The organism is Actinomadura madurae, assembly GCF_900115095.1.
Taxonomy (GTDB): Bacteria; Actinomycetota; Actinomycetes; order Streptosporangiales; family Streptosporangiaceae; genus Spirillospora; species Spirillospora madurae.
Map to the genome: position 1 here is coordinate 213,973 of NZ_FOVH01000015.1, position 17,245 is coordinate 231,217.

Annotated in this window: 17 protein-coding genes; 14 read left to right on the forward strand and 3 right to left on the reverse strand. The window is 75.7% G+C overall.

Going from position 1 to position 17,245, the window contains the following annotated elements:
* Positions 1-89 precede the first annotated feature (89 nt).
* The 11 genes from BM339_RS34825 to hypE are packed head-to-tail and all read left to right on the forward strand — an operon-like array spanning position 90 to position 7,120.
* Positions 90-803 (forward strand): DUF6084 family protein, encoded by a 714-nt coding sequence (locus tag BM339_RS34825; protein ID WP_075023626.1) that lies wholly within the window; start codon positions 90-92, stop codon positions 801-803.
* Positions 791-1,762 carry a hypothetical protein gene (locus tag BM339_RS34830; protein ID WP_075023627.1) on the forward strand — a complete coding sequence of 324 codons (972 nt, stop codon included), beginning with the start codon at positions 791-793 and terminating at the stop codon, positions 1,760-1,762. Before BM339_RS34825 ends, BM339_RS34830 begins: the two co-directional genes overlap by 13 nt.
* Positions 1,759-2,526, forward strand: a complete 768-nt coding sequence (locus tag BM339_RS34835) for a hydrogenase maturation protease (RefSeq protein ID WP_075023663.1) — start codon at positions 1,759-1,761, stop codon at positions 2,524-2,526. Before BM339_RS34830 ends, BM339_RS34835 begins: the two co-directional genes overlap by 4 nt.
* Positions 2,523-2,654, forward strand: a complete 132-nt coding sequence (locus BM339_RS51900; protein ID WP_021597128.1) for a DUF6893 family small protein — start codon at positions 2,523-2,525, stop codon at positions 2,652-2,654. The genes BM339_RS34835 and BM339_RS51900 overlap by 4 nt, the downstream gene beginning before the upstream one ends.
* A gap of 5 nt (positions 2,655-2,659) precedes the next feature.
* A complete protein-coding gene (locus BM339_RS34840) occupies positions 2,660-3,202 on the forward strand; it encodes a DUF892 family protein (RefSeq protein ID WP_021597127.1) in 543 nt (180 codons plus the stop codon).
* Entirely contained in the window at positions 3,199-3,795 is a 597-nt protein-coding gene (locus BM339_RS34845) for a D-sedoheptulose-7-phosphate isomerase (protein WP_075023628.1), read from the forward strand. The genes BM339_RS34840 and BM339_RS34845 overlap by 4 nt, the downstream gene beginning before the upstream one ends.
* On the forward strand, positions 3,792-3,995 hold the full coding sequence (locus tag BM339_RS34850) for a HypC/HybG/HupF family hydrogenase formation chaperone (protein WP_021599680.1): 204 nt from the start codon (positions 3,792-3,794) through the stop codon (positions 3,993-3,995). The genes BM339_RS34845 and BM339_RS34850 overlap by 4 nt, the downstream gene beginning before the upstream one ends.
* The gene (locus tag BM339_RS34855; protein ID WP_075023629.1) at positions 3,992-4,663 is read left to right on the forward strand and encodes a D-sedoheptulose-7-phosphate isomerase; all 672 of its coding nucleotides are present in this window, start codon (positions 3,992-3,994) and stop codon (positions 4,661-4,663) included. Before BM339_RS34850 ends, BM339_RS34855 begins: the two co-directional genes overlap by 4 nt.
* Positions 4,663-4,932, forward strand: a complete 270-nt coding sequence (locus BM339_RS34860; RefSeq protein ID WP_021599682.1) for a HypC/HybG/HupF family hydrogenase formation chaperone — start codon at positions 4,663-4,665, stop codon at positions 4,930-4,932. Before BM339_RS34855 ends, BM339_RS34860 begins: the two co-directional genes overlap by 1 nt.
* A complete protein-coding gene (hypD, locus tag BM339_RS34865; RefSeq protein WP_021599683.1) occupies positions 4,932-6,056 on the forward strand; it encodes a hydrogenase formation protein HypD in 1,125 nt (374 codons plus the stop codon). Before BM339_RS34860 ends, hypD begins: the two co-directional genes overlap by 1 nt.
* A complete protein-coding gene (gene hypE, locus BM339_RS34870) occupies positions 6,053-7,120 on the forward strand; it encodes a hydrogenase expression/formation protein HypE (RefSeq protein WP_075023630.1) in 1,068 nt (355 codons plus the stop codon). The genes hypD and hypE overlap by 4 nt, the downstream gene beginning before the upstream one ends.
* Positions 7,121-7,161: 41 nt before the next feature.
* Here hypE and BM339_RS34875 read toward each other — a convergent pair whose 3' ends face one another.
* The gene (locus tag BM339_RS34875) at positions 7,162-7,911 is read right to left on the reverse strand and encodes an SDR family NAD(P)-dependent oxidoreductase (protein WP_021599685.1); all 750 of its coding nucleotides are present in this window, start codon (positions 7,909-7,911) and stop codon (positions 7,162-7,164) included.
* Between the two features lie 188 nt (positions 7,912-8,099).
* The gene (locus BM339_RS34880) at positions 8,100-10,790 is read right to left on the reverse strand and encodes an ATP-binding protein (RefSeq protein WP_075023664.1); all 2,691 of its coding nucleotides are present in this window, start codon (positions 10,788-10,790) and stop codon (positions 8,100-8,102) included.
* Between the two features lie 176 nt (positions 10,791-10,966).
* Here BM339_RS34880 and BM339_RS34885 point away from each other — a divergent pair, with 176 nt between their 5' ends.
* Both BM339_RS34885 and BM339_RS34890 read left to right on the forward strand, forming a co-directional pair.
* On the forward strand, positions 10,967-11,767 hold the full coding sequence (locus tag BM339_RS34885) for an SRPBCC family protein (protein WP_075023631.1): 801 nt from the start codon (positions 10,967-10,969) through the stop codon (positions 11,765-11,767).
* Between the two features lie 13 nt (positions 11,768-11,780).
* Positions 11,781-12,890: an SRPBCC family protein gene (locus BM339_RS34890; protein ID WP_075023632.1), complete on the forward strand. Its 1,110-nt coding sequence runs from the start codon at positions 11,781-11,783 to the stop codon at positions 12,888-12,890.
* 21 nt (positions 12,891-12,911) lie between these two features.
* Here the strand turns inward: BM339_RS34890 and BM339_RS34895 are convergent, their stop codons facing one another.
* The gene (locus BM339_RS34895) at positions 12,912-15,719 is read right to left on the reverse strand and encodes a helix-turn-helix transcriptional regulator (protein WP_075023633.1); all 2,808 of its coding nucleotides are present in this window, start codon (positions 15,717-15,719) and stop codon (positions 12,912-12,914) included.
* A gap of 257 nt (positions 15,720-15,976) precedes the next feature.
* On the opposite strand from BM339_RS34895, the gene BM339_RS34900 reads away from it, so the two are divergent.
* Complete coding sequence (locus tag BM339_RS34900) at positions 15,977-17,245, forward strand: PucR family transcriptional regulator (RefSeq protein ID WP_075023665.1); 1,269 nt, start codon at positions 15,977-15,979, stop codon at positions 17,243-17,245.

The window sequence follows — 17,245 nt, forward strand, 5'->3', positions numbered from 1 at the left end:
GGGTGCGGGGGGTCGGCCCCCCGCAAGAGACGGGCATGAGCGAAGCGAAGCGGGGGGTGCGGGGGGTCGGCCCCCCGCAAGAGACGGGCATGAGCACCTCGAAGGCCGGTCCTGTGCACGAGACGGGCGGGGTGACACCTGAGCTGGGGCTCGATCTGCTGGGGGTGGAGGCGGAGACGTTCGCGGCGACGCCGACGCTGAACCTGCGGATCGGGCTGCGGCGGCTGGACGGCGGTCCCGTGCAGTGCGTCCTGCTCACCACGACGGTGACGATCGCGGCGGCGCGCCGGGGCTACGACGACGGCGAGCGCGAGCGGCTGGCGGGCGTGTTCGGCACGCCGGACATGTGGGACCGGTCGCTGCACGGCCTGACGTGGGCGCGCGTCGGCGCCACGGTGCCGTCGTTCCGCGGCGGGACGGAGGTGACGCTGGCGGTGCCGTGCGGGCACGACATGCAGGTGGCGGCCGACCGGTACCTGCACGCGCTCGGCGGCGGCGACGTGCCGCTCGACCTCACTTTCAACGGCACCGTCTTCTATCCGGGCGAGGACGGGCGGCTGCGCACCGGGCAGATCCCGTGGCACCACGAGGCCACGGGCGTGCTGCCGGTCCAGGCGTGGCGCGACCTGATGCGCCGCTACTACGGCACCGCGCGCTGGCTCCGCCTGGACGACGACTGCTTCGCCCGGCTGTCGGCCTACCGGGCGCGGCGCGCGCACTCCTCGTTCGACGACACGGTCGACGAGCTGCTCCGCCGGGCCGAGAGGCTGCGCGACGAGGAGGAGGAAGAGTGGACCGCGTGAGGTCGATCGCGGACGCGGTCCTCTACGAGGGCTACCTGCTGTGGCCCTACCGGCAGTCGGCCTTGAAGAACCAGCGGCGGTGGACGATCGGCGGCGTCTACCCGCGGCCGTACGCCGAGCGGGAGGACGACCGCTGGACGGTGCACGCCGAGTTCGTCCTGGAGACCGCGCCGGGCGCCGATGTCGAGGTGACGCTGCGGTTCCTGCAAGAGGTGCACCGCCAGGTCGTCGACGGCGACACGCCGGTCGAGCGGGTCCGCTTCGGGGACGAGACGTTCACGACCTGGCAGGAGGCCCGCGAGCGGGAGCTGACGACCGGCCGGGTCCCGGTCGATCGTCTCCTGGACGGCGCCGTGCGGCTGCCGGTCGCCATCGCCGCGGGCGCCGAAGATGAACGGATCGACGGGGACGTGCGGTTCACCCGGTCCTGGGGCCGCGTGGACGGGTGGGCGGAAGTGTCGGCCGTGCCCGCGGGGGACGGCGCCGTGCGGGTGCGGGTGGAGGTCGTCAACGCCGCCGACGCGGGGGAGCGCGCGGAGGCGGTCCGGTCCGGGATGCTGTGCGCGCACGTCGTCGCGCACACCACCGGCGGCTCGTTCGTCTCGCCGACCGATCCGCCGGAGGCGCTGGCCGGGGCGGTGGCGGAGTGCGGCAAGGACGGGCTGTGGCCGGTGCTCGCAGGGCGGCCCGGCACCTACGACACCGTCCTCGCGGCGCCGATCGTCCTGTACGACTGGCCGCAGGTGGCGGCGGAGAGCCCCGGCGACCTGTTCGACGGGACGGAGATCGACCGGCTGCTGATCCTCAGCGTGCTCAGCCTGACCGAGGAGGAGCGGCGGGAGATGGCGGCGACGGACCCGAAGGCGCGGGAGATCCTGGAGCGGTGCGGCGCCCTGTCCGCGGGCGAGCTGCTCGCCCTGCACGGCGCGCTGCGCGACCCGCGGAGGGACGTGTGGTGAGCGGGCGGGCGATCGCCGGCGGCGCGGAGCCGGCGCCCGGGAGCCGGGTCCGGCTGCGTCCCCGCGGCGGCGCGGACATCTTCGACCTGGCCCTCGTCGGGCGCGCCGCCACCGTCGAGCGGGTCGAGGAGGACATGGAGGGCGGCCTGCACCTGGTCGTGGCGGTGGACGGCGACCCGGGGCGCGACCTCGGCGCCCGCGACCAGCTCGGGCACCGGTTCTTCGTCCGGCCGGACGAGGTGGAGCCGCTGCCGGGGGAGGCGCCGCCGCGGCAGGTGCTCGTCGCGGGCATCGGGAACGTGTTCCACGGCGACGACGGGTTCGGGGTGGAGGTCGTCCGGCGGCTGAGGGCACGGGAGACGCCGCCGGGCGTTGACGTCGTCGACTTCGGCATCCGCGGTCTCGATCTGATGTACGCGCTCGGGGACGGGTACCGGACGGTGGTGCTGGTCGACGCGGCGGAGCGCGGCCACGCGCCCGGAACCGTGTCGCTCATCGAGCCGGACCGCGACGGCCAGGACGGCTTCGGCGCCGCCGTCGACGCGCACGGCCTCGACCCCGCGCGGGTGCTGAGGCTGGCCAGGGAGAACGGGGCCGTCCCGCCGCGGGTGCTGCTCGTGGCGTGCGAGCCGTCGGCGCGGACCACGGAGGCGACATGGGAGATGGAGCTCAGCGCCGCGGCCGGCGCGGCGGTCGAGGAGGCCGTCCGGCTGGTCGAGGGGCTGCTGGAAGAGGAACTCGCTCAGGGGGGAGCAGGGACATGAGGAAGGGAATCCACATCGGTCCGGGCATGCTCAGGCTGATGGCCGGGCTGTTCGCGGCGGGCGCGCTGGTCGTGCTCGTGAAGGAGATGCCGGCGCTGCGCCGGTACCTCAAGTCCGAGTCCATGTGATCGGGGTGCCCGATCGGACGCTGATGACGACGGTCGAGCGGCAGCTCGTCGGCTACCTGAAGGACGCGCACGCGCTGCAGGAACACGTCGAGGCCGCGCTGAGCGAGCTGCTGACCACCGCGGCGGACGAACCCCGCATCTGCCGCCCGCTCGGGCGGTACGCGGAACGGTCGCGGGCGCACACGCGGGCGATCGAGGGGCGGCTGCGCGCGCACGGCGCGGCGCCGTCGATCATCAAGGACGCGGGGATGCTGTTCGCCGCCGTGGTCGAGGGCGGGCTCGGGCGCAGCCGCCGCGACCGCGCCGGCAAGCACGTGCGGGACGCCTACGTCGCCGTCCACCTGCAGATCGCGGCGGGCGAGATGCTGCGGCGGGTCGCCGAGCGCGCGGGGGACCGCGAGACGGCGGCGGTCGCGGCGGCGATGTGCGACGACGCCCACGCGATGTCGCGGGAGCTGTCGGACCGGTGGGACCTCGCCGTGGAGATGTCGCTCCGCCGGCACGGGGTGCGGGACGTCCCGCCGCCGCCCGGAGGTGGTGACCGGTGACCGGCGCCGCGGCCGAGGTCTTCCGGCGGCGCGCGGAACCGGCCGCCGCCCTCGCGGACGAGGCCGGCGCGATCGCCGCCGCCTGCCACGCGATGGCGGTCCGGTTCCACCGCGGCGGGCGCCTGTTCACGTTCGGCAACGGCGCCGCCGCGACGGACGCGCAGCACGTCGCGGTCGAGTTCGTCCACCCGGTGATCGTCGGGAAGCGGGCGCTGCCGGCGCTGTCGCTCACCGGCGACGTCGCGACCCTCACCGGCGTGTGCGCCGGCGCCGGGTTCGACGACGTGTTCGCGCACCAGGTCCGCTGCTTCGGCGGCCCGGACGACATCGCGTTCGGGATCTCGCCGGACGGCCGCTGCGGCAACGTCCTGCGCGGCCTGCGGAGCGCGCGGGACCTCGGCATGCTGACGGTCGCGCTCGCGGGCGGCGACGGCGGGACGCTCGCCGGGGCGGCCGACCATCTGGTGACCGTGCGGTCCGCCGATCCGCTGGTCGTCAAGGAGGTGCACGTCACGGCGTACCACCTGCTCTGGGAGCTGGTGCACGTGTTCCTGGAGCAGCCGGGCGTGCTCGCCAAGGAGGTGGTCGCGTGACGGAGTGCACCGGTGACCACTGCGTGACCTGCTCGGACGAGGCGGTCCCCGTCGTGGTCGCGCGACTCCTCGGCGACGGCCTCGCCGACGTCGACACCGGGGGCGGCCGGCTGGAGCGGGTCAGCGTCGCGCTCGTGGACGCGAGGCCCGGCGACACCGTGCTCGTCCACGCCAAGGAGGCGATCGGGGTCGTGACATGACCGACATGCTCTATCCGTTCCTCTACGCGGGCGGCTCGGGCCTGGACACCCTCATGGAGGACGTCCGCCGTTCCACCGCGGAGAAGGTGCGCGACATCGTCCGGCTGCGCGAGGCCGTGCTGGAGGAGTACGGCGCGGACCTCGCCGGCTGCGCCGCGCGGATGGCGGACGCGTTCCGCTCCGGCGGCCGGCTCTTCACGTTCGGCAACGGCGGCAGCTCGACGGACGCTCAGGACGTCGCCGCGCTGTTCCTCAACCCGGGAGGGGCGGCGTTCCTCACCCCGGGCGGGGCCGCGCGCCCGCTGCCGGCGCTGGCGCTCACCACCGACGTCGCGGTCGTCACCGCGCTGTCCAACGACGTCGGGTTCGAGGTGGTGTTCGCCCGGCAGCTCGCCGCGTTCGGGCGTCCGGGCGACATCGCGCTGGCGCTGTCCACCAGCGGGAACTCCGACAACCTGATCGCCGCGCTGCGGGAGGCGGCGCGGCGGGGGATGGTGACGGCCGGCCTCGCCGGATACACCGGCGGGCAGATGGCGGAGCTGCCGGGCCTGCACCACCTGTTCGTCGTCCCGTCGTCGTCGGTGCACCGGATCCAGGAGGCGCAGACGACGATCTACCACGCGCTGTGGGAGCTGACGCAGCGGGAACTCACACGGGAGGCCGTCTGATGTGCCTGGCGATACCGGGCGAGATCGTGGAGATCATGCCGGACCGCCCGCTGGCGACGGTGGACGTCACCGGCGTGCGGCGGGCCGTGAACATCGCCCTGCTCGACGGGGAGCGGCTCGCCGTCGGCGACTGGGTCCTCATCCACGTCGGGTTCGCCATGTCGCGGATCGACGAGGCGGAGGCGAAGGCCACGCTGCGGATGCTGGAGGGCGTCGGCGCGGCCTACGACGATGAGATCGACGCGCTGCGGGAATCGGGGATCGGCTGATGCGCTTCGTCGACGAGTACCGGGACGCGGAGAAGGCGCGGGCGCTCGCGGCGTCGATCGCCGCGCTGTGCGAGCCCGGCCGGCAGTACAAGTTCATGGAGGTGTGCGGCGGCCACACGCACACCATCTACAAGCACGGCATCGAGGACTACCTGCCGGAGAGCGTCTCGCTGGTGCACGGGCCGGGCTGCCCCGTGTGCGTGATCCCGATGGGGCGGGTGGACGACGCGATCCACATCGCCTCCCGGCCCGACGTGATCATGGCGTCGTTCGGCGACATGATGCGGGTGCCGGGCGGGAGCGGCTCGTTCCTGGACGCCAAGGCCGCCGGCGCCGACATCCGGATGGTGTACTCGCCGCTGGACGCGCTGAGGATCGCCGAGCGGAACCCGTCCCGGCGCGTGGTGTTCATGGGGATCGGGTTCGAGACGACCGCGCCGTCCACCGCGATGACGGTGCTGCGGGCGGCGGCGGCCGGGGTGGAGAACTTCTCGGTGTTCTGCAACCACGTCACGATCCTCCCGGCGATCAAGGCCATCCTCGACTCGCCCGACCTGCGGCTGGACGGCTTCCTCGGCCCCGGCCACGTGTCCACCGTGATCGGCTGCGGGCCGTACTCGTTCATCCCCGGCGACTACGGCAGGCCGCTGGTCGTCGCGGGGTTCGAGCCGCTGGACCTGCTGCAGTCGGTGCACATGCTGCTGGCCCAGCTCGCGTCGGGCCGGGCGGAGGTCGAGAACCAGTACGGCCGGGTCGTCCCGTGGGACGGCAACCCCAGGGCGCTGGACGCCATCGCCCGCACCATGGAGCCGCGCCCGTACTTCGAGTGGCGCGGCCTCGGCTTCATCTCCAACTCCGCCCTCCGGCTGAAGGACGAGTACGCGGCCTTCGACGCCGAGCGCGTCTTCGACATCCCGGGCGGCCGGGTCGCGGACCCGAAGGCGTGCCAGTGCGGGGAGGTGCTGAAGGGCGTCCTGAAACCGTGGGAGTGCAAGGTCTTCGGGACCGCCTGCACTCCGGAGACGCCGATCGGCACCTGCATGGTCTCGTCCGAGGGGGCGTGCGCCGCCTACTACAACTTCGGCCGTTTCACCCGTGAGCGCGTCAAGGAGGCGACCCGATGACGATCCGCGAAGAGCAGGTCCTCGACCGCATCGACCGGGCGCGCGGGCGCAAGGCCCGGCTCCGCGAGGACACCATCACGCTCGCGCACGGCGCCGGAGGCAAGGCCACCCGCACGCTGGTCGACGCCGTGTTCCGCGAGGCGTTCGGCAACCCGCTGCTGGACCGGATGGACGACTCGGCGCGGTTCACGCTGAACGGCGCCGACCTCGCCTTCACCACCGACTCCTACGTGGTGTCCCCGCTGTTCTTCCCCGGCGGCGACATCGGCGACCTCGCCGTCAACGGGACCGTCAACGACCTGGCCGTCTGCGGCGCCCGCCCGCTGCACCTGTCGGCCGGGTTCATCCTGGAAGAGGGCTTCCCGGTCGCCGACCTGCGCCGCGTCACCGCGTCGATGCGGGCCGCGGCCGACGCCGCGGGCGTCGACATCGTCACCGGCGACACCAAGGTCGTCGAGCGCGGGAAGGCCGACGGCTGCTACGTCACCACCGCCGGCGTGGGCGTCGTGCGCGCCGCGCCGTCCGGCGAGCTCAGGCCGGGCGACGCCGTGCTGGTGACCGGGCCGATCGGCGAGCACGGCGTCACGATCATGCTGGCCCGCGGCGAGCTGGACATCGAGGCCGACCTGCGCTCGGACACCGCGCCGCTGAACTGCCTGCTCGCGGGCCTGGCCGACGCGTGCCCCGGCGGCGTCCGCCGGATGCGGGACGCCACCCGGGGCGGCGTGGCGACCGTCCTCAACGAGCTGGCGTCGGACGCGGGGCTGGCGGTGGCGGTGGACGAGGACGCGATCCCCGTCCGCCCCGCCGTGCGCGGCGCCTGCGAGCTGCTCGGCATCGACCCGCTGTACGTGGCGTGCGAGGGCCGCGCGGTGGCCGTGGTCGCGCCCGAGCACGCGGACGCGGCGCTGGCGGCGCTCCGCGCCCACCCCCTCGGCGCGGAGGCCGCCCTCATCGGCCATGTCCGGGACGACCCGTCCGGGCTCGTCCTGATGAAGACCGCCTTCGGCGGCACCCGCATCGTCGACCTGCTCGTCGGGGACCCGCTGCCCCGGATCTGCTGACGCGGGCCCCGTCAGCCGACCGGCCCGGCCGACCACCGGGGTCAGTCGACCAGCGCCCCGGCGGAGATGTTGACCTGCGTCGAGGTCAGGCTGGCGGCGTGGTCGGAGGCCAGGAACGCGGCGACGCGGCCGACGTCGGCGAGCGTCGCGGCGCGCTTGGTGAGGGTGGCGTCCACCATCTGCTGCTTGACCGGCTCCGTCTCCGGCATGTCCGGGATGGTCTCGGCGATGCCGCCGGTGCGCATCGACAGGACGCGGACCGAGTGCGGCCCGAGCTCGCACGCCCACTGGCGGCGCATCGCCTCCACCATGTCGTTGCCGACCTGCACGTTCCCGAGGCCGGCCATGCGGTTCCCGCTGTCGGAGCCGCCGAAGTGCAGGATCACGCCGGAGCCCTGCTTGACCATGTGGCGCGCGGCGGCCTGGGTCGTCAGCAGGAACGACAGGGCGACCTTCTCCAGCGAGCGGGCGAAGGCCGCGGGCTCCGCCTCGATCATGGGGCCGAACAGGGCGTCGTGGGAGATGACGTTGACCACGATGTCGACGCTGCCCGAGGTCTCCGCGACGGAGTCGACCCAGCCGTTCACCGCGTCCCGGTCCAGGGCGTCCACGCGGGCCGTCTCGGCGAGGCCGCCCTTGCCGCGGACGTCCTCGGCGACGATGTCGAGCGTCGCCGGGGTGCGGCCGGCGAGGAACACCCGCGCGCCCTCGGCCGCGAAGCCGCGTGCCATGGCACCGCCGATCTGTCCGCCGCCGCCGAAGACGATCGCGGTCTTGTTCTCCAGAAGCATGCCGTTCTCCGTCCGTCCGGGGCCGCCCGTCCGGTGCGGCCCGCCGATCGGAACCGACGCTAGGCGCGCGGCCGGACGGCCCGCATCGGTCGCGGTACGGGCCTTGAACGGCGCAGGTCAGAGGGCGAATCAGGCCTGCGGGGCGGTTCGGCTGCGGGCGCGTGACGGGACGGCGCGGAGAGGGTAAGTCATGTGTCCGATACGAGGCGGGCGAGCTCCACACGGCGGGTCACACCGATCTTCGGATACGCCTTGTAGAGGTGGTGCCCGACGGTGCGCGGGCTCAGGAAGAGCTGCGCGCCGATCTCGCGGTTGCTGAGCCCGGCCGCGGCGAGCCGGACGACCTGCAGCTCCTGCGGGGTCAGCCGTTTCAGCGGGTCGGCGTCCCCGGCGCGGGCCGCCGGGCGGTCGCCGAGGACCTCCAGCTCGGCGCGGGCGCGCTCGGCCCAGCCGGCCGCGCCGAGCCGGGCGAACGCGTCCCGGGCTGCGGCCAGCTCGGTCCCGGCCTCGGTGCGGCGGCGCCGCCGGCGCAGCCACTCGCCGTAGAGGAGCCGGGTCCTGGCCGCGTCGTAGGCGTGGTCGCCGTGCAGGTCCAGCGCGGCGCGGTAGTGCTCCTCGGCCGCGCCACCGTCCGCGAGGAGGGCGCGGCAGCGCGACAGCAGGGCGGTGCACGAGGCGGCCGCCGCCCACGCCTCGAACGCGGGGAGGTGGGTCCGGGCGAGGTCCGGGCGCCCGGCCCGCACCGCGGCCTCCGCGTGGTCCGGCACGGCGCGGATCAGCACGTCGTACCGCGCGGGGCCGGAGCACACCTCGTCCAGCCGCTCAAGGGCGGCCTCGGCGCGCCCGCCGGCGAGGTCGAGAAGGCCGAGCCCCCACGACGCCAGCGCCGTGTTGGTCGGGTGCACATCGGCGTGCTTGCGGAGGCCGGTCGCCATGGCGCGCGACCGCTCCGGGTCCGGCTCCAGCCGCACCACGATGCACCGGAGCGCGGTGACCTGTATGTCCATGCCGATGTCGGCGGCCAGCGACAGGCCCTCCTGCGCGGCCGAGTCCGCGCCGCGCAGGTCGCCGAGCAGCAGCCGGCCGATCGCGAGGGGCTCCAGGATGTAGGGCAGCAAGCCGAGCGCGCCCTCGGCCCTGGCCTGCGCCGCCAGCCGCTCCAGCAGCTCGGTCGCGGGACGGTCGGCGGCCACGAGCAGCCCCATGAAGCCGCCGATGATGTTGTCGACGACGTCCTCGACGAGGCCGTCCCGCGCCGCCTCGAACAGGGCGCGCATCGCGGGGACCGCGCCGGGCGCGCCGGCCGCGCCGCCGGCCAGCCGCCCGTAGGCGATCAGGCCCGCGGCGACCGGCGCCTTCGCCGACCCCGCCGGAAGCTCGATCTGGCGGAGCAGGTCGACGCTCTGCCGCACCAGGTCGTGCGCGCCGGCGTCCCGGGCGCACCAGACGGCCTCGGTCAGCATCGACACGGCCCGCTCGGGGTCGCTCGCGGCGATCAGCGCCGCGCCCCGCAGCGCCAGTGCCGCGTCCGCGGCCGGCGAGGTGCGCTCGTAGGCGACCTGGGCGCGGACGAAGGTGGCCTCGGCGACGATCCCGGCGTCCTCGGTGTTGTGCTCGGCCTCGGCGGCGAGGCGGGTGGCCTGGTCGGGGCGGCCCGCGTCGTAGGCGGCCCGCGCCGCCTGGACGAGCCGGCGGGCCTTGCTCTCGGCCGCGGTGCTGAGCCGCGCCGCGCGCTCGTAGGCGGCGGCGACGGCGGCCGACCCGCCGCGGCGCCCGGCGCGGTGCGCGACCCGCTCCAGCTCGGCCGCGACGTCCTCGTCCGGGCCGGTGGCGGAGGCCGCCAGGTGCCAGGCGCGGCGGTCGGCGTGCCCGTCGCCGGCGAGCGTCGCGGCCAGGGCGCCGTGCACCTCGATCCGCCGGTGGTGGGGGGCGTCCTGGTAGGTGACGGCGCGGATGAGCGGGTGCCGGAACCGCACCTCGTCGCCGTCGAGGACGACGAGCCCGGCCTCCTCGGCGGGACCGAGGTCGGCCGGCGTGAGCCCGAGCGCCTCCCCGGCGCGCAGCACGACGCCGAGGTCGGCGGTGGCGTCGGCGGCGACCACTAGCAGCAGCCGGCGGGTGGCGTCCGGCATCTCGGCCAGCCGGCGGCGGAAGGTCTCCTGGACCCGGCCGCCGACCGGCAGCGGCCCGGCGTGCCGGGCCGGGCGGGACTGGAGCGCGCTCGCCAGCTCGATGAGGGCGAGCGGGTTGCCGGCCGCCTCGTCCAGCAGCCGCTCCCGCACCGGGACGGTCAGCGCCGGCGCGTGCGCGGTCACGAGCTGCTCGGCGGCGGCGCGGTCCAGCCCCGCCAGCCGGACGACGTCGAGGCCGTGGCCGGGGAAGGGGCGGGCGCCGTCCCGCACCGCGAAGAGCATCGCGATCCGGTCGGCGCCGAGACGGCGGGCGGCGAACAGCAGCGCGTCCAGCGAGGCGGTGTCGAGCCACTGCGCGTCGTCGACCAGGCACGCCAGCGGCCGGTCGGCGGCCAGCTCGGACAGCAGGGTGAGGGTGGCCGCGCCGATCAGGAAGCGGTCGCCGGCGGGCCCGTCGCCGACGCCGAACGCCGACCGCAGCGCCGCCGCCTGCCGCGCCGGCAGCGCGCCGAGCCGGTCGATGTGCGGGTGCAGCATCAGGTGCAGGCCGCTGAACGCCAGCTCGGTCTCGGACTCGATGCCCACACCGCGGACGAGCCGCAGGTCCCCGGCGCCGGACGCGATCCGGTCGAGGAGCGCGGTCTTGCCGATCCCCGCCTCCCCTTGGAGGACCACCGTCCCGCTGCGCCCGTCGCGCGCGCCGTCGAGCAGCCGGGTGACGCGGTCCATCTCGCGGTCTCGCCCCATGAGCACGCCGAAACAGTACAAGGCGGGACGGTGCCGGGATACCGGCCTTGACCGGAGAGCCTGTCCGGTGGCCGGGACCGGCACCGGTCCGTCTTTCCTGGGCTTGGGGCTGTTTTGCCGTGAATTGACCGGGTAACCCGGCGCAGTACCCGAGTGGACGACGAAATGGACAGGACATGAACTTCCGGACCGGGCTGGCGGCGGGGACCGCCGCGGGCGCGGGCGGAGCGCTGGCCGTGCTCTCGGCCCGCCGGCTGGGACGCCGCGTGCTGGACCGGGCCCTCGCCCGGTTCGGGCGGCGGCTCGACCGCGAGGTCCGGCGCCTCACCGCGAAGGCGGAGCAGGGCGGGCCGCTGGTCAAGGCCGCGCTGGCCGGGTTCACCGCGCTGCGGGAGGGCAGGTCCCCGTTCCGCGCGCTGCTGAGCTTCGGCTGGACGGCCCTGAAGGAGACCCTTGCCCGCATCTTCGGGCGTGGGCGGAGGGGGAAGCTGACCAACATCGTCGAACAGACCGACATCGGTGCGCCGCGCCGCCTGGTCTACGACCAGTGGACGCGGTTCCAGGACTACCCGTCCTTCATGAAGAAGGTCGTCAGCGTCGCCCAGCTCTCCGACGAGAAGCTGAGCTGGAAGGCGAAGATCTTCTGGTCCAGCCGGACGTGGGAGTCGTCGATCGTCGAGCAGGTCCCCGACGAGCACATCGTGTGGCGCTCGAAGGGACCCAAGGGGCATGTGGACGGGACGGTCAGCTTCCACGAGCTGTCGCCCGACATGACCCGCGTCCTGCTCGTCCTGGAGTACCACCCCGTCGGCCTCTTCGAGCGGACCGGCAACCTCTGGCGCGCCCAGGGCCGCCGCGTCCGCCTGGAGCTCAAGCACTTCCGCCGCCACGTGATGACGCACGCGCTCACCCGCCCGGACGAGGTGGAGGGCTGGCGCGGCGAGATCCGCGACGGCGAGACCGTCACAACCCCGTAGTGAGGAACCGGACATGAAACGAGGAAGCACGATCGGGCGGCTGCCCGTCGGCGCCATCGCGAAACGGCTGCCGGGCGGGCGGCGCAAGCGCACCCCCGGCCTGAGCACCATCACCAAGGCCCTGCCCGGCCTGCCCGGCGGGCGGACCGCCGGGACGGCGGGCGGCCTGCTGCTCGGCGCCGGCGCGGCCGTCGCCGCGAGCCGCGCGCTGACCGGGCGCCGGAACGAGCAGGGCTCGTCCGACTCCGGCGAGCAGGAGCAGGGCAAGGGCCGCGAGAAGGAGGCGCCGGAGCAGAGCGGCGCCACGAACGAGGCCGGAAACGACACCAAGGACGAGAAGGACGAAGGGTCCGGCAAGTCCGAGGAGAAGCAGTCGGCCGGCAAGGGCCTGTTCGGACGTCTCAAGGACACCGTCGGCGGCGTCCTCAAGGGCGGCGGCAAGGGCGGCAGCGGCGGCGGGAAGAAGGTGAAGGTCACCAACATCATCGAGCACACCGACATCGGTGCGCCCCGCCGCCTCGTCTACGACCAGTGGACGCAGTTCCAGGACTACCCGTCCTTCATGAAGAAGGTCATCAGCGTCGACCAGGCCGACGAGACCAAGCTGAACTGGAAGGCCAAGATCTTCTGGTCCAGCCGGACGTGGGAGTCCACGATCGTCGAGCAGGTCCCGGACGACCACATCGTGTGGCGCTCGAAGGGGCCGAAGGGGCACGTGGACGGGACGGTCAGCTTCCACGAGCTGGCGCCGAACCTGACCCGGGTCCTGGTCGTCCTCGAATACCACCCGCAGGGCTTCTTCGAGAAGACCGGCAACATGTGGCGCGCCCAGGGCCGCCGCGCCCGGCTCGAACTGAAGCACTTCCGCCGGTACGTGATGACGAACTCGATCACCCGCGCCGACGAGATCGAGGGCTGGCGCGGCGAGATCCGCGACAGCGAGGTCGTCAAGACGCACGAGGAGGCGCTGGAGGAAGAGGAGAAGTCCGGCAAGCGCGGTGACGCCGACTCCTCGTCCTCGAAGAACGCCAAGAGCTCCGGCAACTCCCGCGGGTCCAAGTCGGCCTCCAAGAACTCCAAGACGGCCGAGGACCGCGAGGAGGAGTACGAGGAGGTCCGCTGACCCCGGCGGCCCGCCGGCCGGTCAGCGGATCAGCCGGGCCAGCTCGACGCGCGAGCGGATCCCGAGCCGGGTGAAGACGTTGCGCAGATGGTGGTCGATGGTCCGCGGGCTGAGCAGCAGCCGCGCCGCGATCTCCCGGTTGGTGGCCCCCTCGGCCGCCAGCCGGGCGATGTGGGCCTGCTGCGCGGTGAGCTTCGCGACGCCGGCCGCCGCGCGGGACGCGTCGTCGCCCGACCCGGCGGCGCGCAGCTCGGCGCGGGCCCGCGCGGCCCACGGGACGGCGCCGTAGCGTTCGAAGATCCGCAGCGCGGCGCGCAGGTGCTCGCGGGCGGCGCGGGGCCGCCGCCCGCGCCGCAGCCGGTGCCCGAAGAGCAGCTCGGTGCGGGCGAGCTCGAACACGGCGCCGGCGGCCTCGTGCAGGCGCAGCGCCTCGGCGAAGTGCTCCTCGGCCTCGCCGTCGCGGCCGGCGAGCAGCGCCCGGCAGCGCCGGGAGAGCGCCCGCGGCCCGGGGCCGGTGCCGGCGGCGTCCGTCCAGCGGCCGAAGTGCTCGAACGCCCGCGCGGCCCGGTCGTGCTCACCGGTGCGCACCAGCGCCTCGACCAGGTGCGGGACGGCGAGCAGCCGCGCCGGCGGGTGGGCGAGCCCGGCGCCGCCGGGCAGGGCGAGGCGGGCGGCGGCGTCGGCGGGCCGGTCCGCGGCGAGGTCCAGGCAGGCGGGCGCCCACGAGCCGAGCGCGGCGGCGCGGGTGAGGCCGTGCTGGTCGGCGGTCCCGGCCAGCCGCTCCAGGTGGCCGCGCGCGGCGTCCTCGTCGCCGTTGAACGCTGCGGTGAGCGCGAGCGTGGCGTGGTGCTCGGCGGCGTGCCCGTGCAGGCGGGTCGCCCGTGCGAGGCGCAGCCCGTCGTGGCACGCGGCGATGGGCGCCGGCGGGTGGCCGAGCAGCGCCTCGCAGCGGCCGGCGACCACGAGCGCGAACGACTCGGCGGGCGCGTCGCCGGACCGGCGGGCGGACGCCACGGCCCCGGCCGCCAGGGCGCGGGCGGCGGTGCCGTCGCCGAGCGCGAACGCCGAGAGCGCCGCCCACGCGCCCGCCGCGGGGTCGGTGACGGCCGCGCCGAGGCCCGCGGCGCGGCCGAGACGGTCCGCCGCCTCGCGGTACCGGCCGCGGATCGCGGCGGCGACGCCGGCGAGGTGGTCGAGCATCAGCCGGGTGCGCGGGCCGGGCCGCGCGAGATCGAGGGAGGCGCCGCGGCCCGCGACCTCCAGGTAGGCGCGGTGGTCGCCGGACGCGTCGGCGGCCTCGGCCGCCCACATCAGCGCGTCCAGCGCGGCCTCCGCGTCCTTTCCGGCGAGCCCTTCGGCGGCGTCGCGCAGCATCGGCAGCGCCGCCGCGGGGGAGCCGGCCGCCGCCTCGATCCGGCCGCGCAGGCCGGCGGCGCGGGCGGCGTGCGTCCCGTCGCGGCCGTCCGGGCGGGCCTGCCGGAGCATGGCGCGGGCCCGGCGCGACCGCCCGCTCGCCCAGGCGTCGTCGGCGGCGGCCAGGTAGCGGTCCGTCCGGGTGGCGTGGTCGACGGTCAGCGCGGCGGCGCGCTGCCAGGACCGCCAGGAGTCGGCGTACCGGCCCGCCGTCCGCGCCGCGGCCGCGGCGTCCGCCAGCTCGGCGGCGAGCCCGTCGTCGGGCTCGCCGGACACGGCCGCGCGGTGCCAGAGCCGCCGGGGGCGCTGCCATTCCTGGACGAGCGCGGCGGCGAGCAGCGCGTGGGCGCCCTGCCGCTCCTCGCGCGACGCGTCCGCCCACAGCGAGGACCGGACGAGCCGGTTCCGCACCGTGACCCCCTCGCCCTCGAACCGCAGCAGCCCGGACTCGCGGGCCGCGTCCAGGTCGCCGGCGCCGATGCCGTCCGCCCGCGCGGCCCGCGCCACGGTCGCGGCGCCGAGCCATTCCTCCGCCGCCGCCATCAGCACGAGCCGCCGCGCTCCTGCCGGAAGCCGCAGGTAGCGGCGGCGGTGCAGGGCGCGCAGGGCGCTGGCGGCCGGGAGCGCCCGCGGCGGCGGCGCGGCGCCGGACAGCTGCCCGGGGGTCAGCGCGGCGGCCAGGTCGCGGATCGCGGCGGGCCGCCCGCAGGCCAGGTCGACGATCTCCTCGGCGAGGTCGCCGCGCGCCGCGCCGTCGAAGGCCCCGTCGAAGGCGTCGCCGAGCGCGTCCCGTAACACGCGGCGGCCGGCGTCCTCGTCCAGCGGCGCGAGCCGGAGCCGGTGGACGCCGGCGAGCCCGCCGGGGTCGCGGCGGCCGTCGCGGACGGCGAACAGCACCGCCACCGGCTCCTCCTCGACGCGGCGGGCGGCGAACGCCAGCACCTCCAGCGAGCCCCGGTCGAGCCACTGCACGTCGTCCGCCCGGCACAGCACGGGCCCGTTCCGGGCGGCCCGGCCCAGCAGCTCGCACACCGCCGTGAACAAGACGAACGGCTCGGCGCGCGGCGCGCCGTCCAGGATCGTCGCGAGGGCGTCCCGGTGCGCCGGCGGCAGCCGCGCGACCTCGCCGGCCAGGGGCCGCAGCAGCCGGTGCAGCCCCGCGTAGGGGACGGCGGTCTCCCCGGGGACGCCGGTCGTCCCGAGCACCCGGAACGCCTTGCCCTTGCGGGATCCGGGCGTGCGCACGGTGACCCTCCCCACGGCGGCCTCCAGCAGCGCCGTCCGGCCGATCCCGGCGTCCCCGGTGATCGCCAGGGCGCCGCCGTGCCCGTCCCGGGCCCGGTCGAGCATCACCTCGATCGCCTGGAGCTCGCGTTCACGTCCGTGCAGCCGTTCGTGTGCCCGTTCGTGTGCCATGCGGGTCCCTCCTCGGCGGGAACCGACCCCGCCCGCGGCCGTCCGGCCCCTATTGGACGAGATCTCAAAAAGGGAAGGGGCCCATAGGGCACCACGGGGACCCGCCACCGGTCCAGAGCAGGTCCCCGTTTCGGGGACGCGGCGCAATCCGGGCGGGCGCCGATTGTGAGCGGGCACAGTCCCGGCGTCCCGCGATGGCCCGCCCCGTGCCCGCGATGGCACGATGAGGCCCCTGCGTTGTGCTGGAGGTGCCGCCGATGACGGGAGGACGATCCGGGACGGCCGGTCAGGTCGACGCGGACCGCACGATCATGCGCAAGGCGGTGCTGCGCCTGGCGGACCGGCTGCCCGATCTCGCCGACCGGCTCACCGCCGAGATCCTGTCCGGGGACCGCGGCGACCGCGACGACCCGTACCGCGGCGACGTCTGGGAGATGTGCCACACCGGGCTCGGGCACGGCCTCGACACGATCCTCGACCCGGACCGGGGCCGCGCCGACCTGGAGTGGGCGCGGCGGCTCGGGCAGCGCCGGGCCCACCAGGGGCAGCCGCTCGACCAGCTGCTGCGCTCCTACCGGCTCGCCGGACGGGTGTTCTGGGAGGCCGTCGTCGAGGTCGTCGGGCGGCACGACCCGGAGAACGTCCCGGCGCTGATCCGGCAGGCGACCCGCACCTGGGACACGATCGACCAGCAGTCCGGCGCCGCGGCCGCCGCGTACCACCGCACCGAGCTGGACCTGGCGCGGCGCAGCGAGGAGCGCGTCCAGGCGATCGTGGACGCGCTCCTGGACGGGCAGGGCGCCGACGGCGGGCTGCTCGCGACCGCCACGTCCGTCCTCGGCCTGCCCGCGACCGGCCGCTACGCCGTGGTCATGCTCGGCGCGGAGGGCGGCTTCGGCGACGGCGTCGACCGGCGCCCCGGCGACACGGGCGGGATGCGGTTCATCTGGCGGCTGCGCACCGACGCCCAGGTGGCGCTGGTCGCGCTCGGCGCCGCCGGGCTCGACGACCTGGTCGCCGCCGTCCGCCCCTGCGCGCGCTCGCACGCCGGCGTCAGCCCGGTCGTCGGCTCCCTCGCCGAGCTGGGCGGCGCCCGCTGGTTCGCCGAGCTGGCGCTGCGGACGTGCCGCGGCCCCGGCAACCAGATCGCCCGCCTGGACCGCCGGCTCCCCGACGCCCTGGTGCTGTCCCAGCCCCGCCTCGCCGGCCGGCTCGGGCATGTCGCGCTCGGCGGCCTGGCGGAGGTGGAGCCGGGGTTCCGCGACGCCCTGCTGGCGACGCTGGAGACCTGGCTGGAGTGCGAGGGGTCCGCGGCCCGCGCGGCGGACCGGCTGTTCTGCCACCGCAACACCGTCCTCAACCGGCTCCGCAAGATCGAGCAGCTCACCGGGCGGACGCTGGCCCGGCCCGGCGACCTCGTCGAGCTCGTCCTCGCGCTGAGCGCGCTCCGCCTCCACGGGGCCGCGGACGGCGCGCACGCCGAAGGGCCGCCCGCGCGCAACGGCGACGGGCGGCCCAGCCGATGA

Coding starts and splice junctions, on each gene's coding strand:
- BM339_RS34825 (WP_075023626.1), top strand. CDS start 90: ATGAGCACCTCGAAGGCCGGTCCTGTGCACGAGACGGGCGGGGTGACA.
- BM339_RS51900 (WP_021597128.1), top strand. CDS start 2,523: ATGAGGAAGGGAATCCACATCGGTCCGGGCATGCTCAGGCTGATGGCC.
- BM339_RS34855 (WP_075023629.1), top strand. CDS start 3,992: ATGACCGACATGCTCTATCCGTTCCTCTACGCGGGCGGCTCGGGCCTG.
- BM339_RS34860 (WP_021599682.1), top strand. CDS start 4,663: ATGTGCCTGGCGATACCGGGCGAGATCGTGGAGATCATGCCGGACCGC.
- hypD (WP_021599683.1), top strand. CDS start 4,932: ATGCGCTTCGTCGACGAGTACCGGGACGCGGAGAAGGCGCGGGCGCTC.
- hypE (WP_075023630.1), top strand. CDS start 6,053: ATGACGATCCGCGAAGAGCAGGTCCTCGACCGCATCGACCGGGCGCGC.
- BM339_RS34875 (WP_021599685.1), bottom strand. CDS start 7,911: ATGCTTCTGGAGAACAAGACCGCGATCGTCTTCGGCGGCGGCGGACAG.
- BM339_RS34880 (WP_075023664.1), bottom strand. CDS start 10,790: ATGGGGCGAGACCGCGAGATGGACCGCGTCACCCGGCTGCTCGACGGC.
- BM339_RS34885 (WP_075023631.1), top strand. CDS start 10,967: ATGAACTTCCGGACCGGGCTGGCGGCGGGGACCGCCGCGGGCGCGGGC.
- BM339_RS34890 (WP_075023632.1), top strand. CDS start 11,781: ATGAAACGAGGAAGCACGATCGGGCGGCTGCCCGTCGGCGCCATCGCG.
- BM339_RS34895 (WP_075023633.1), bottom strand. CDS start 15,719: ATGGCACACGAACGGGCACACGAACGGCTGCACGGACGTGAACGCGAG.
- BM339_RS34900 (WP_075023665.1), top strand. CDS start 15,977: ATGACGGGAGGACGATCCGGGACGGCCGGTCAGGTCGACGCGGACCGC.